Origin of the sequence: Nocardia sp. NPDC004151, from assembly GCF_042874235.1 — a bacterium.
Classification (GTDB): Bacteria; Actinomycetota; Actinomycetes; order Mycobacteriales; family Mycobacteriaceae; genus Nocardia.
This window is the reverse complement of sequence record NZ_JBIAMR010000002.1, coordinates 114,936-129,392: the sequence shown is the minus strand read 5'-3', so window position 1 is coordinate 129,392 and position 14,457 is coordinate 114,936. Positions and strand designations below refer to the sequence as shown.

The following is a 14,457-nucleotide window of genomic DNA, read 5'->3' as shown; positions in this document are numbered from 1 at the left end:
GGTGCCTGCCTCCCCGCAACGTTCTGATCGTCAGCACTGGGTGGGACTCTCGACTCACCGTCCAGAATCCCAGTTCAGACCGCCCGCCACGCCCGAAATCGGATTTTCGGGTCAGCCCGGGAAGATCAAGGGCGCCAGCGCGACTCCACCCTGTCCCCACCCGGCATGCGTCACCCACAGGCCGCCGTCATGGGTGATCACCTCGGCGGCGTGGGCCCGGATATGTCCCACGCGGTCGGACGTGTCGAAGTGAAAGGGATTGTCGCTGCGAAAGATCTCGGTGCCGACGTAGTCCGGGCGCGGACCGATCAACAGGTACCACGCGTCCCCGTGCCGCACCACGAACGGCGACTCCGTATTGCCCGCGCCGGTCCCGGTCGCCGGATCGATGTAGGCGATGCGGCGCTCGCTCCACCGCACCAGGTCCGGGCTGGTCCGATAGGCGACGACATGATTCCCACCGGCGGGAGCACTGGTGGCGCAGTAGTACATGACCCACTCGTCGCCGATCCGCAGCACCATGGGGTCCCGCGCGTCGTAGCCGTCCCGGAACACCGGACTCCCCGGATGCCGCCGCCAGCGGAACAGGTCGGTGGAGGTGGCCAACCCCATACCCGTTGCGGTGCGGTCGATTCCGCCGCCGTCGTAGAACATCCAGTACCGGTCCCCGGCGTGGACGACGAACGGCGCCCACAGATGCCGCTCTCCCCGCTCCCGGTCCACCTCCAGCACCGACGGATGCTTGGTCCACGGCCCGAGCGGATCGTCCGCGATGGCGTGCGCGAACTCGGTCTCGTCGAAGGGATCGGCCGGTTCCGGATGCGTGATCCCGAACAGATGCCACCGCCCCCGCGCATCCCTGATCAGCGAATGATCGTTGATGTACCACCGCTGACCGGCCTCGCTCGGGTCATAGATGTGCCGGAACTCCCCCGCCCGCACCGCGCCCATGACCCGTCCTCCATCTAGGACAAGAACTGTCCTAGTCGTCTTCGACACTGGATTCATGCCGGAACTCTCGCTGCGAACCCTAAACCGCACCCTGCTGCTGCGTCAGCGGTTGCACGAACGAACCGCGATGCCCGTCGCCGACCTGATCCGGCACCTCGTCGCGGTGCAGGGGCAGGAGCCGAACTGGCCGTATGTGGGGTTGTGGTCGCGGCTCAGCGAATTCCGGCACGAGGAGCTGTCGGCGCTGCTGGAGGAGCGAACCGTGGTGCGCGCCACCTCGATCAGGCGCACCGTGCATCTGACCGACGCCCAGGACTACCGGTGGCTGTATCCGACCGTGCGGCCCGCTGTCGAGCCGACATTGCGCTCGATCTACCTGCGCGATGCGATGGACGGTCTCGACATCGCCGAATTCGGCGCGGCCGGAAGGGAATTGCTGGACGGCAGGGCCGTTTCCCGGCGGGATCTGGGGAAGCTGCTGTCGGAGCGGTTCCCCGGACGCGGGGCACGCGACCTGGTCCACGGTCTCGGCGTCGTCCAGCCCCTGGTGCATCACCCCGGCGCGGGAGCGTGGGGCGCGTGGCGTGGACGGTCGGTGTCGGTGTCGCTGGCCGAGCAGGTCGTGGGCGGGCCGCTGGCGGAGGGACCGGAGCCGCGGACTCTGGTCCGGCGCTATCTGGCGGCCTATGGTCCGGCGACCGTGGGCGATATCCAGGAGTTCGCGGGGGTGACGAAGCTCGCGGAGGTGGTCGAGGGGATGCGGGGCGAGCTCCGGGTGTTCCGGGATGATGCGGGTCGCGAGCTCTTCGACGTGCCGGACGCTCCGATCGCGGAGGCGGATTCGCCTGCGCCGGTACGGTTTCTGCCCGCGTTCGACAATTCCTGTCTCGGGCATCGGGACCGGCGGCGGATCATCCGCGACGCGGATCGCACCCGGATCGCGAAGATCGCGTCGGGCGGTGTGCCGATGTACTTGATCGACGGATTCGTGCACGGCCGTTGGGATGTGGCCGGGGCGACCATCCGGATCACGCCGTGGCACGCACTGGCCGCGAACGACGAAGCCGCCCTGCGCGCCGAGGCGGAACGGCTGCTGCCGTTCATCACCCCGGGCGAGGGCGGCGACGTGGTGTTCGAGAAGCGGGCCGCCTAGGCGACCAGGACCTCGCGCAGGCGCTCGAGCTCGGACTCGGTGAGGCCGTTGGCGAGCAGCCACGCGGCCGCACCGCCGTGCTCGGCGTGCAGGTTCGCCAGGAAGCCGAGCATGACCTCCGGGGAGACCGCGAGGATGCCGGTGTTCGTCTGCGGCAGGCCCTCATACGAGGGGAGGGCGTCGAGACGGTCGCGGACCTTCTGGATGCGCTCGTTGGTGAGGGCGTAGTCGTGGGCGATCGCCTCGGCGGGAACGCCGACCGCGTCCAGCAGGACCGCGGCCAGCACGCCGGTGCGGTCCTTGCCCGCGGCGCAATGGAACAGCACCGAGTGGCGGGCCGGGTCGATGATGAGGCGCACCGACTCGACGATGTGCTCGCCGCTGCCGCCGAGCAGCTGACCGTAGAGCTCGGTCAGGTCGACGCGGGTCTTGTCGGGGACGAGATCCCGTGCGGCCAAGGAGGACTGGGGCGACTTGCGAATCGGCAGGTTCGCGATGTGCACTGCGGAATCGCCGATCAGGCCGTAGCCCTCGCGCTCCACCTCGTCGGGCAGGCGCAGGTCGATGACCGTGCGCAGGCCCAGCGTGTCGACCAGCTGCGACAGATCGCCGGAGGTGGCCTGCTGCAGGGTGGACGAACGCAGCACGATGCCGAAGCGGGTGGTGCCGCCGCCGGCGACCGGCAGGCCGCCCAGGTCACGGACATTGTCGATCTGGGCGAAGTCGATCCAGCGGCCGGTCACGGCGTCGGTGGTCATGGGCGCGTCGGTAGCTACGGGCTCAGTGGGCACGGCCGGCCGCCGCCTCTTCGGCGCGGGTCAGGCCGCACAGACCGATCAGGTCTTCGTGCAGCTCGAACCACACGGTGTGGTAGCTGTCCATGATCGGACGCGCCACGTAGGTGTGGTCGCCCTCGCCGATGCGCTCGACGGCGCGGTCCAGTCGATCCAGGTAGCGGGACAGGCGCGGGGCCAGGCCACCCAGGCGGGCGATCAGCGGACGCAGCGTCTGGTGGGTCCCGTCGAGGCGGGCCAGCACCGAGGCGTCGTAGTCGGCGTCGGCGTGATCGTTGACCGTGGCCGGGTCCTTCATCTGCCAGTCGGTGATGATGACCTTCAAATCGGCGTTGAAGACGCAGAACTCGTCGTAGGCGGCGGTCATGGCGGCCGCGTCGACGGTGCCGCGCTCCTCGGCGAGCAACTGCTCCAGGCGCGGGCGGCCCTCCGGGGTGATGCGGAAACCGGCCGGCGTGGTGGCGCAGTAGCCCGCGGTCACCAGATCCGCACAGCGGGAGGCGATCTCGGCAGTGTCGGCGAACAGGCTCAGCGCCAGGTTGTCGGCGTTCACCCGGCCCTTGATGCCGACCAGCCGCAGCACGGCCAGTTCGGTGACGGGAGCGTTCACGGCGGTCACTTCCTCCTGCTCGGCGTTCTCGCTCGAGGCGGAACGGTTTTCCAGGCGCTCGGCCAGCTGCTCGCCGTCCACGCCCGCCCACTGGGCGAGCTGGCGCACGTCGTCGAGCACGGACTGCTCGACCGGCTTGGCGACGACCTCGCCGGGCAGCACCAGACCGGCGCCGCCGTCGACGGTGACCGTCTTGCCGGTCAGCGCGGCCACCACACCCGGACCGCAGCCGACCACGCACGGGCGGCCCAGTTCGCGGCTCACCAGCGCGGCATGCGAGGTGGTGCCGCCCAGTTCGGTGACGATGGCGCGCGCGGCGATCATGCCGTGCAGGTCGTCGGGGCTGGTGGTGGGACGGACCAGGATGACGTCCTCGCCGGCCTCGGCGCGGGCTTCGGCCTCGTCGGGATCGGTCACGACCACGCCGGAAGCCAGTCCGGGGCAGGCGGATTCGCCGCGGGCCAGGGGCTCCTGGCCGCCGGTGTCACCGGAGGCGGGGCGCAGCACCTCGCGCACCTGATCGGGGGTCACCCGGTCCAGGGCCTCGTCGGCGCTGATCAGGCCCTCTTCGACCATGGCGACGGCGGTGCGCACCGCGGCGCGGGCCGATCGCTTGGCCGGACGCGACTGCAGCAGCCACAGGGTGCCGGACTCGACGGTGAACTCGATGTCCTGCAGGTCGCGGCCGTCGCGCTCGAGCAGCTGGGCGGCGGCGATGAGCCGCTCGTGCACGGCGGGCTGCGAGACGGCCAGATCGTCGAGCGGGCGCGGGGTCAGGCGGCCGGACACCACGTCCTCGCCCTGCCCTCCGACCAGCCACTCGCCGTAGACGGGGGTGTCGCCGGTGTTGGGGTTGCGGCTGAAAAGCACGCCGGTGCCGGACGATTCGTCGAGGTTGCCGAACACCATGGCCTGCACGGTGACCGCGGTGCCCATGGTGTCGGCCAGGCCGCGGTGGGCGCGATAGGTCTTGGCGCGCGGGGAATCCCAGGACCGGAACACGGCCTCGATGGCGCCGCGCAGCTGATCCCACGGGTCGGCGGGGACGACGCCGTTCGCGTCACCGAGCACGGTCTCGCGGTACTGGTGCACGAAGCGGGAGCGAGTGTCGTCCGCGTAGCCGGGGTTGCGGGTCTCGGCGGCCAGCGCCTGCTGCACCGCGTCGGTCATGCCCAGGTTGAGGACGGTGTCCATCATGCCGGGCATGGAGATCGCCGCGCCCGAACGCACCGACACCAGCAGCGGGCGGTCCGCCGACCCGAAGCGGCGGCCGGTGCCGCGCTCGATCATGGCGATGCCCTCGAGCACCTGCGCCCAGATCTCCTCGGCGATGGCGCCGCGGGTGGTGTAGTCGGCCCAGCCGTCGGTGGTGATCACGAACGCGGGCGGCACCGGCAGCCCGAGCGCCCGCATGTGATCGATGCTCCACGCCTTGCCGCCGATCTTGTCCCGCGACAAGCCGCACGCGCCGTCGAGTTCGACAACGGTGGTCGCGCCCGCCGCGAGGTCCTGGCGCTGCGCAAGCTCCGTTCCGGCCGTCATGTCACTCCTTCGAGATTCTGGATTCATTCGCACTCCAGCGCTCCGCCGCTGCTCGAGCGGCCTGCCGGGCAATATCCCGTCCCCCCGACGGTTCCACTACAACGAGGGTGCCGTGTGACGCCCCGCACCCCCAAGTCCCATCCCGATGACCGGAATGGGTACGCCACAGCGCCTCACACGCCACTCGCGCAGAGGATCACCCGAACCCGCCCGGAGCGACGCGGAGGGCCGTCCGACACGGCACGCCCGGTCACCGGGATGGCACGGCGAAATGAGGCGATCGGGCGAGGGGGCTGGGGCAGGATGGGCGGATGGATCGGCGGCACTCGGGCGGCATCTCCGCGGTCGGAAGTGTGGCGACCATTCCGGCGCTGGTGGCCGATCGGGCGCGGCGGTATCCCGAGGCGGTGGCCATTGCCGGACCGGCCGGACGGCTCACGTTCGCCGAGCTGGCCGAGGAGGCCGCGGCGGTCACCCGGGCCGCCATCGCCTCCGGGTTGGAGGCGGGAGATCGGGTCGGGCTCTGGGCTCCCAACAGCGTCCGCTGGATCGTGACCGCCCTCGGCATGCTCGGCGCGGGCGCCACCCTGGTGCCGATCAGCACCCGGCTGCGCGGCCCGGAAACCGCCGAGGTGCTGGCCCGCAGCCACGCCAGAGCCGTGTGCACCGTGCAGGAGTTCCTGGGCGCGGACTATCCGGCCATGCTCGCCGAATCCGGTCTGGAGCTACCGGATCTGGAGCACCTCATCCTGCTCGACGACGCCCGCGGCGAGAGCGCGGCGGACTGGGACATCAGCTCGTGGGCCGGGTTCCTGGCCCCGGGCGCGGTGATCGAACCGCGGTCCGCGATCGAACGCACCGCGGCCGTCGACCCGGAGTCCATCTCCGACATCCTGTTCACCTCCGGCACCACCGGCACCCCCCGCGGCGTGCTGGCCACCCACCGCCAGACCCTCGAGGTCTTCGCCCAGTGGTCCGAGGTCGTCACCCTGCGCCCGCGTGACCGATATTTGCTGGCGAACCCGTTCTCGCACACCTTCGGCTACAAGGCGGGCATCCTGGCCTGTCTGCTACGCACCGCCACCATGGTGCCGATGGAGCGCTTCGACGCGGCCGCCGCCCTCCATCTGATCGAGAGCGAACGCATCACCGTCCTGGCCGGGCCGCCAACGCTTTTCACCGACCTGCTCGCCGCCGGCCCCGACGACTACCTGCTCGGCTCGCTACGCCTGGCGGGCACCGGCGGCTCCACCATCCCCGCCGAACTGGTCCGCCGCATTCGCGAGGACCTGCGCGTTCCCGCCGTCTTCACCGCCTACGGCCTCACCGAATCGATCGGCGTGGTGTCCATCTGCCCACCCGACTCCCCCGCCGAACTGGCCGCCGACACCGTCGGAAAACCCCTGCCCGGCAGTGAGATCCGCATCGTGGACCGGGAAGGCAAACCCCCCGAAACCGGTGAACCCGGCGAGGTCACCGTCCGCGGCCCCAATGTCATGCACGGCTACCTGGACGATCCGGAGGCCACCGCCGCCGCCGTCGACCCGGACGGCTTCCTGCACACCGGTGACATCGGCACCCTCGACCCCGACGGCTACCTGCGCATCACCGACCGGCTCAAGGACATGTTCATCGTCGGCGGCTTCAACGCCTACCCGGCCGAGATCGAACGAGTCCTGCTGCAGCACCCCGATATCCGCGATGTCGCCGTGATCGGCATCCCCGACGAACGGCTCGGCGAGGTGGGTCGCGCCTACGTGGTCCCCGTCGCCGGGGCCGCCACCGATCCCGCCTCCCTCATCGCGTGGTCCCGCGCGCGGCTGGCGGGCTACAAGGTGCCGCGGGAGATCGTCTTCGCCGACGACCTCCCGCGCAATGCCGGCGGCAAGGTGCTCAAACAGCGCCTGCGCGACCCGGACTGATCAGTTCCCCAGCACCGGGCCGTCGGCCCAGCGGTACAGGTGGGCGATCGCCGGGTCCACGATGGAGCCCGGGATCTCGGCATCGAACCAGCGGTCGACGTGCGTCCAGTGATACGGGTGCAGCAGGTAGTCGCCATTGAGGCCGTCGGGGTCGGCGAACTCCTGTTCCCAGACGTGCGTCCAGCGGGCATAGCCGGGGACCCGGCTCAGCGACCAGGACCGGATGGCCGGGATGTGGGCGGGCATGGCCATCAGGTCGGACTCGAAGCGCGACACCGTGTCCGGGGACGTGCCTTCCCGAACGGTGAGCAGCAGGGTGCGCTTGACCCGGCGGGGCGCGTCGAGGCGGACCACGCGGGCGTGCACCGGGGCCAGCGGCACCAGATCGGCGTCACCGGGCAGGCCCGGCAGGACCGCGCTGGGCGTCGACTCGGTGGTCAGGTCCCACAGCGCGCCCAGGCCGCCCGCGCTGCCCGGCAGATCGACCCCGGCCGAGCAGTGCGCCACACCGGGATTCGCGGACGCCGCCGAGGCGAAGGCGGCCAGCCGGCCGTCGGCGTCCTCGGCGGGCGGGGCGGTGAGAATCACCCAGCGGGTCATGCCTGCGCCTCCTGCACCGCCATGACATGCCGCTCCCTGGTCAGGGCGACGGCGTCGGTGTCGGACCAGAAGGCCGCCACGCCCGGATCGGCCGCTGCCGCCGCACGCATGCCGTAGAAGTCGTAGATGCCCGCCAGCTCCCAGATGATCTGCACGGCCACCGAATCCGCGCCGGTGTGCTCACGCAGCACCTGCGGGGCGCGCAGGCCGCGGGCGGTGGCGCCGGGCAGATAGTCGCCGCGCCATCGGGTGAGCCAGTCCTCGGCCCGATCGGCGGGCAGGACGACGCGGTCGAACACGCGGACGGGGGTCGCGGGGTTCACAGCTTCGACTCCACGTCGTCGCGGTACCGATCCACGTACGCCGCAAGGTTTTCCACGCCGTTGAGCAGGGATTCCGGGCCGAACATGGGCGGGGTCAGCACGATCCGGCTCGCACCGGCGGTGACGTAGGGGCGCACGTATTCGGCGTCGAACTCGCGCACGAAGTCGAACGAGCCCGGCCAGATCGTCATCTCGACGGCATCCTCGGAACGTCCTGCCGCCGCGGACAGTTCTCGGATCGTGTCCGCGCCGCGCGCGAAATCCTGCGAGGAGATCGTGTACGGGAACCAGCCGTCGCCGACCCGCGCCGCCCGGCGCACGGCCGGGGCGCTGTTGCCGCCCAGCACGATCGGGATCGACCGCTCGGGCTGCGGCTGGCAGAACTGATCGTCGAACGACACGTGCTTGCCGTGATAGGTGGCCGGAGCCTGCGTCCACAGTTCCCGCATGGCGCCGATGCAGTCGTCGAGGCGGGTGCCGCGTTCCTCGAACGGCACGCCGATCGCCGCGTATTCCTCCTTCTGCCAGCCGATTCCGAGTCCCAGCAGCAGGCGGCCGTCCGAGATCCGGTCCAGAGTGGCCGCCCGCTTGGCCAGCACCACCGGACTGTGCAGCGGGGCCACCACCATGGCGGTGCCCAGCTGCACGGTGCTCGACGCCGCCGCCACGAACGCCAGAGTCTCCAGCGGATCGGTCATCGGCACCCCGATACCGCCGCCGCCCGGCATCCGGCCGTCGGGCGAGTACGGGTACAGCGGCTCGTAATCCTGGGCCACCACAACGTGTTCCACGGTCCAGATCGATTCCAGCCCGCATTCCTCGGCCGCCGCCGCGAACTCCCGCAGGAATCCGCCCGAGGTCACCAGGCCGTCGAGATATGGCATGAGCATGCCGATGCGCATCGGACGCCTCCGTCCTTCCGGGTCCGGCCCGTCCTCGGGCCACCCGTCGATCGTGGCTGTTGCGGGCGTCACAATCCGGAGAGGTCCCGTTCACTGAGACCGGATATATCAGCAGGTCAGAGCATATTTGGGTGACGACGAGCGCTAGCCCCGCACCGGCTGGTGCGGGGCTGGCGGGCAGGACTGACCAACCCTCGTCCCCTCGATCCGTGCCCCAGGCGGAACGCAGCGGGGCACGGGAGCTCCCGAGAGCTGGGTCAGATTTCCTTGCGCATCTGGGCCGTCAGCGGCTTCATGTAGCCGGAGCCGAGCAGTCGGCGCATGACGTTCATCGCCTTGGCGTCCTTGCCGATCAGGATGAGCGGCTTGTTCTTCCGGATGCCGTTGACGATGGTCTTGGCACAATCCTCCGGGCTGGTCTGGGCCAGGCGGTCGAAGTTGGCGGCCAGGTCGTCGCGGGAGCGGTTGGCGGCAGCCCGTGCCTTCCACGCGATCTCGGTCTTGATCATGCCCGGGTGGACGCTCGAGACACCCACGTTGTGACCGGCGATGATCATTTCCTGGCGCAGCGCGTCGCTGATCGCGTGCATGGCGTACTTCGACGAGCTGTAGCCGCCCTGGCTCGGGCAGGCCACCAGGCCGAACATGCTGGAGACATTGGCGAAATGACCGTCCCCGGAGGCGATCACGTGCGGCAGGAACGCCTTCACGCCGTGCAGGGTGCCCCAGTAGTTGATGCCGAAGATCCACTCCAGGTCTTCCCAGGAGACTTCCTCGATATTGGCGGTCAGCGAGACACCGGCGTTGTTGATGACGATGTTGACCTTGCCGAAGTCGGCGACGACCTCGTCGGCGTGCGCGTAGACGGCGGCGCGGTCGGCCACGTCCAGCTTGTAGGCCCGCGCCTTGGCGCCGGCCTTCTCGCACAGCGCCACGGTCTCGGCGACATTGTCGTAATTGCGGCCGGACAGCGCCAGCTGCGCCCCGTTGCGAGCGAGCTCGAGGGCCAGGGCCCGGCCGATGCCCGCGCCCGCACCGGTGATCACAGCGACTTTGCCGTGGAAGTCCTTCATGGGTGTTTCCTTGTCTCGCTTCGCGAATACTCTCGACGGGGTCTTCAGGGGCATCCCCTGAGAACCCCACGAATCCGGGGGACCGGAGCCTTACTGGGTGGTGAAGCCGCCGTCGGCGATGAACTCGGCGCCGGTGCTGTAGGAGGAGTCGTCGGAGATGAGGAACAGCACCATATTGGCGAGTTCCTCCGGGGTGGCCGGGCGGGCGATGGGCTGATTGGCCGCGATGCTCGCCGACCGCTCGGAGGCTGCCACCATCTCGGTGGCCACGATGCCCGGGTGCACGGAGTTGACGCGGACATTGTCGGCCGCGAATTCCTGTGCGGCCGTTTTGCTCATGCCGCGCACGGCCCACTTGGAGGCCACGTAGCCGAGGATGTTCGAGTAGCCGATCAGGCCGCCGGTCGAGGAGATGTTCACGATGGAACCCACCCCGGCGCGGCGCATGGAGCCGATGACGGCCTTCATGCCCAGGAACACGCCGACCTGGTTGACGTCGATCACCTTGCGGTAGTCGGCCTCCGAGAGCTTCTCGATGGGGTCGACGTGCACGATGCCGGCGTTGTTGACCAGGCCCGAGACCGGTCCGAAGGCCGCCTCGGTCCGCGCGACCACATCGTTCCAGGCCGCCTCGTCGGTGACGTCGAGCGGGAAGAACCGGGCGGCGTCACCGATCTCGGCGGCGACGGCCTCCCCGGCCTCGACGAGCACGTCGGTGATCACCACCCGCGCGCCCTCGGCCGCGAGCTTGCGGGCGAAGGCCGCCCCCATGCCGCGCGCGCCGCCGGTGACGATGACGACCTTGGAATCAACGCGTCCCATGTCAGTTCTCCTGCGCTGCTGCGGTTTCCGCGTCGGCCAGGTGGTTGGCCGCGATGTAGCCGAACACCATGGCGGGGCCGATGGTGGCGCCCGCGCCGGCGTAGTCGTTGCCCATGACAGCGGCGGAGTTGTTGCCCGCCGCGTACAGGCCCGGGATGACGTCGCCCTGGTCGTTCAGGACGCGGGCGTGCTCGTCGGTGACCAGGCCGCCCTTGGTGCCCAGGTCGCCCGGCACCATCTCGACCGCGTAGAACGGGCCGCGCTCGAGCGGGGCCAGGGTCGGGTTGGGCTTGACGGTCGGGTCGCCGTAGTAGCGGTCGTAGGCCGAGTCGCCGCGCTGGTAGTCCTCGTCCCGGCCGTTGCGGGCGAAGACGTTGAAGCGCTCCACGGTGGCGGCCAGCTTGTTCGCCGGGATGCCCAGCTTGTCGGCCAGCTCGGCCAGGGTGTCGGCCTGCTTGATGATGCCCGCGTCGAAGTACTTCTGGGGCAGCGGCCGCTTGGGGAAGTTGCCCAGGAACAGGTACCGGTCGCGGAAGTTCTGGTCGAAGATGAAGTGCGCGGGGATGCTGCCCGGCACCTTCTTCTCCTCCTCGTACATGGTGTGCACGACATTCACGTACGGCGCGGACTCGTTGACGAAGCGGTCGCCCTTGGCGTTGACCACGATCGCGCCCGGCTGTGAACGCTCGGCCAGCATGAAGAACGGCGGGCCGTCGGGGTTCCGCACCGAGGGACCCCACCAGGCGTCGTCCATCAGATCGACCGCCGCGCCGGCCTTCTGGCCCGCGACGATGCCCTCACCGACGTTCTCGGTCGCGCCCACGGTCCAGCCGGTGTTCTGCGGACCGTCGATGTACTGCTCACGCATCTCGAGGTTGTGCTCGAAGCCGCCCGCGGCCAGCACCACGCCGCGGCGGGCCTTGATGGTGACGGTGCGGCCCTCGTGCTCGGCGCGCACGCCGACCACCGTGCCGCCCTCGATGACCAGGTCGGTGAGCGGGGTGTTCAGCCACACCGGCACGCCCGCGTCGCGCAGCGACAGCCACAGCCGGGCGGCGAGCGCCTTGCCCAGGCTGAGCGGCTTGGCGCCCTTGATCATATTGAGCGCGGTCTGCGCGCCGACCTTCATGGCGGTTTTCTTGCCGGCCCAGGTGCGGGCGATCATGTTCAGGTCGTGGAAGTCCTTGACCGTGATCGCGATGCCCTTGGGGGCGGACATGGTCGGGCGGTTGATCTTGTCCAGATCCGCGCCGAGCAGACGGCCGTCGATGATCTTGGGCTCGATGCTGCGACCCTGCGCCAGACCGCCCGGGAACTCGGGGTGGTAGTCGGAGTAACCGCGGTCGTAGGCGAACGCCCAGTGCTTGGAGCGGGCGCCGATGTAGCGGAACATCTCCGGGCCCTGCTCCAGGAACGCGCGCTGCTTGGCTTCCGGAACCCGATCGCCGACAACGGCTTTCAGGTAGGTACGGGCCATCTCCGGGCTGTCGGGCACACCCGCGGCCTGCAGCACCGGGTTGTTCGGCACCCAGATGCCGCCGCCCGAGCGCGCGGTGGAGCCGCCGAACAGGCTGCTCTTCTCGATCAGGGTGACCGACAGGCCCCGGTAGGCGGCGGTCAGCGCGGCGGTCATGCCGGCCGCGCCGGAACCCACCACAACGACGTCGAATTCGAATTCCATGAATCTCGTTCCTTAGTAGCCGCAGCTGGTCAGCATGCCGCCGTCGACGACGAATTCGCCTCCGGTGCAATAGCTCGAGGCGTCCGAGGCCAGGAACAACGCCACCTCGGAGACCTCGACCGGCTGACCCCAGCGCGGAATGGGCAATTCGGAGAAGAAGGAGTTGCCGTCCACCCCGGACGCGCCCGCCACGGACGCGGTCATGGGGGTGGCGATGCCGCCGGGATGGATCGAGTTCACCCGGATACCCGAGTGCCCCAGTTCCCGGGCGGCGGACTTGGTGAGACCGCGCAGCGCGAACTTGCTCGCGCTGTAGGCCGACAGACCGGCCGCACCGACGAAGCCCTCGACCGAGGACACGTTCACGATGGACCCGCCACCGGCCTCGATCAGGGCGGGCGCGGCGGTCTTGATGCCGAGGAAAGCGCCCGTGACGTTGATGTTCATGATGACGTTGAACTCGTCCAGGCTCATCTCCAGGATGCGCTTGAACCGCAGGATCCCGGCATTGTTGACCAGCACGTCCAGCTTGCCGAACGTGGCGACGGCCGCGGAAACCGCTGCCTGCCAGTCGCTTTCACTGGTGACATCGTGATGCACGTAATGGACGGCGGCACCCAGCTCGGCGGCCAGGGCCTTGCCCTCGTCGTCGAGTACGTCGCCGAATACGACCTTGGCGCCCTCGGCCACGAAACGGCGCACATGCTCCGCTCCCATGCCCCGGGCGCCGCCGGTCACCAGCGCTACCTTGCCGTCCAGCTGTCCCACCTGATCCCGTCCTTCCGCTGCTGTTCAACCGACGCTAAGTCCGGATGCGGAACACCGGCACGGTGTGGTCCCGGCCACTGAGACAACCTCATGACCTGAGGCTATGGGTGCAGTTGTATTTCGTTTAGGCATAAACGCCCGGACGGGTGAGTCAGCGCGCACAAGGAGCCCCGGATGAAGTTCTCGATGATCTTCGAAGCGCAGATGACCGATCCCACCGCCGCCCACGAAGCCCAGGTGCTGCGCGACTGCGTCGAGCAGGCCGTGCTGGCCGACGAGGTCGGCTTCGACACCGTCTGGGCCGTCGAACACCACGGGCTCAAGTGGTACGCGCACATGAGCGCGCCGGAGATCTTCCTGACCTGGGTGGCCGCGCAGACGCGGCGGATCCAGATCGGGCACGGCGTGGTCTGCATGCCGTTCAACTTCAATCACCCCGTCCGCGCGGCCGAACGCGCCGCCATGCTCGATGTGCTGTCGGGCGGCCGCCTGAACCTGGGCGCGGGCCGCGGCGCGACCGCCGTCGAAACCTCCATGTGCGGAGTCGATCCCGACCGCACCTACCAGGAGGTCGAGGAATCGCTGCGGATGATCGCCGCCGCCTGGCAGGACCCCGAGGGCGAATTCGAATACCACGGCGAACTGCTCGACATCGGCCCGCACCACCTGCTGCCGCGGCCGGTGCAGCGTCCCCATCCCCCGCTGTTCATGGCCTGCACCAAGAAGGACACGCTGAAACTGGCGGCCGAGTACGGGATCGGCGCGCTGGTCCTGGGTTTCGCGGGCATCGAGGAGATCGCCGAACTGCGCCGCATCTACGACGACGCCATCGCGGCCCGCACCGGCGAACGCCTCGTGTCCACCGTCGTCAACGACCACTTCGCGGCGCTGTGCCCGACCATCGTGCTCGACGACCGCGAGCGGGCCCGCCAGATCGGCGCGCGCGGGCAACGGTTCTTCGCCCAGTCCATCAAGTACTACTACGGCGCGGGCCCGGTACCCGACGAAGCCGTGGACCCGGGCGTGGACGAACTCGCCAAGATGCGCGAGGTCGCCGACGAGCACGTCGCCTACCTGCACGAAGCCAAGATCCCGGTGAAGACCGGGGCCACGGCCATCTTCAACACCGAGCACGCCTACGGCACCGCCGAGGACGCCATCGCCTACGTCGAGCGGCTGCGCGACGCCGGGGCCGACGAGATCCTGTGCCTCATCCAGATGGGCACCGTGCCCCAGGAGGCGTGCCTGGAAACCATCCGCCAGTGGGGGGAGAAGGTCATCCCCCACTTCCGCAACAAGTAGCACCGTCGCAACTC

13 protein-coding genes are annotated in these 14,457 nt (G+C 69.6%); 3 read left to right on the top strand and 10 right to left on the bottom strand.

Features of this window, described 5'->3' with window-relative positions; translation table 11 throughout:
* Positions 1-111: 111 nt before the first annotated feature.
* Positions 112-951, bottom strand: coding sequence for a family 43 glycosylhydrolase (locus ACFYTS_RS04195; RefSeq protein WP_387301233.1), 840 nt, complete (start codon positions 949-951; stop codon positions 112-114).
* Positions 952-1,006: 55 nt separating this feature from the next.
* On the opposite strand from ACFYTS_RS04195, the gene ACFYTS_RS04190 reads away from it, so the two are divergent.
* Positions 1,007-2,104, top strand: a complete 1,098-nt coding sequence (locus tag ACFYTS_RS04190) for a winged helix DNA-binding domain-containing protein (RefSeq protein WP_387301231.1) — start codon at positions 1,007-1,009, stop codon at positions 2,102-2,104.
* Here the strand turns inward: ACFYTS_RS04190 and ACFYTS_RS04185 are convergent.
* Both ACFYTS_RS04185 and ACFYTS_RS04180 read right to left on the bottom strand, forming a co-directional pair.
* The gene (locus ACFYTS_RS04185; RefSeq protein ID WP_387301229.1) at positions 2,101-2,862 is read right to left on the bottom strand and encodes a tyrosine-protein phosphatase; all 762 of its coding nucleotides are present in this window, start codon (positions 2,860-2,862) and stop codon (positions 2,101-2,103) included. The genes ACFYTS_RS04190 and ACFYTS_RS04185 overlap by 4 nt on opposite strands.
* Positions 2,863-2,884: 22 nt before the next feature.
* The gene (locus ACFYTS_RS04180; protein WP_387301227.1) at positions 2,885-5,050 is read right to left on the bottom strand and encodes a pyruvate, phosphate dikinase; all 2,166 of its coding nucleotides are present in this window, start codon (positions 5,048-5,050) and stop codon (positions 2,885-2,887) included.
* Between the two features lie 311 nt (positions 5,051-5,361).
* Between ACFYTS_RS04180 and ACFYTS_RS04175 the strand changes: the two genes are divergently transcribed.
* The gene (locus ACFYTS_RS04175; RefSeq protein WP_387301225.1) at positions 5,362-6,972 is read left to right on the top strand and encodes a FadD3 family acyl-CoA ligase; all 1,611 of its coding nucleotides are present in this window, start codon (positions 5,362-5,364) and stop codon (positions 6,970-6,972) included.
* On the opposite strand, the gene ACFYTS_RS04170 is transcribed toward ACFYTS_RS04175, so the two are convergent.
* The 7 genes from ACFYTS_RS04170 to ACFYTS_RS04140 form a co-directional block, all read right to left on the bottom strand.
* Entirely contained in the window at positions 6,973-7,572 is a 600-nt protein-coding gene (locus ACFYTS_RS04170; protein WP_387301223.1) for a Dabb family protein, read from the bottom strand.
* Positions 7,569-7,895 carry a hypothetical protein gene (locus ACFYTS_RS04165; RefSeq protein WP_387301221.1) on the bottom strand — a complete coding sequence of 109 codons (327 nt, stop codon included), beginning with the start codon at positions 7,893-7,895 and terminating at the stop codon, positions 7,569-7,571. Before ACFYTS_RS04165 ends, ACFYTS_RS04170 begins: the two co-directional genes overlap by 4 nt.
* Positions 7,892-8,797, bottom strand: a complete 906-nt coding sequence (locus tag ACFYTS_RS04160) for an LLM class F420-dependent oxidoreductase (RefSeq protein ID WP_387301219.1) — start codon at positions 8,795-8,797, stop codon at positions 7,892-7,894. Before ACFYTS_RS04160 ends, ACFYTS_RS04165 begins: the two co-directional genes overlap by 4 nt.
* 257 nt (positions 8,798-9,054) lie before the next feature.
* Complete coding sequence (locus ACFYTS_RS04155; RefSeq protein ID WP_357279718.1) at positions 9,055-9,870, bottom strand: SDR family NAD(P)-dependent oxidoreductase; 816 nt, start codon at positions 9,868-9,870, stop codon at positions 9,055-9,057.
* A gap of 90 nt (positions 9,871-9,960) precedes the next feature.
* Entirely contained in the window at positions 9,961-10,692 is a 732-nt protein-coding gene (locus ACFYTS_RS04150; protein WP_379101278.1) for a glucose 1-dehydrogenase, read from the bottom strand.
* A 1-nt stretch (position 10,693) separates the two neighbouring features.
* Positions 10,694-12,373 (bottom strand): 3-oxosteroid 1-dehydrogenase, encoded by a 1,680-nt coding sequence (gene kstD, locus ACFYTS_RS04145; protein ID WP_379101276.1) that lies wholly within the window; start codon positions 12,371-12,373, stop codon positions 10,694-10,696.
* Positions 12,374-12,385: 12 nt separating this feature from the next.
* On the bottom strand, positions 12,386-13,141 hold the full coding sequence (locus tag ACFYTS_RS04140) for a glucose 1-dehydrogenase (protein ID WP_357279726.1): 756 nt from the start codon (positions 13,139-13,141) through the stop codon (positions 12,386-12,388).
* A 174-nt stretch (positions 13,142-13,315) separates the two neighbouring features.
* Here ACFYTS_RS04140 and ACFYTS_RS04135 point away from each other — a divergent pair, with 174 nt between their 5' ends.
* Positions 13,316-14,443, top strand: a complete 1,128-nt coding sequence (locus tag ACFYTS_RS04135) for an LLM class flavin-dependent oxidoreductase (protein ID WP_387301216.1) — start codon at positions 13,316-13,318, stop codon at positions 14,441-14,443.
* Positions 14,444-14,457: the final 14 nt, after the last annotated feature.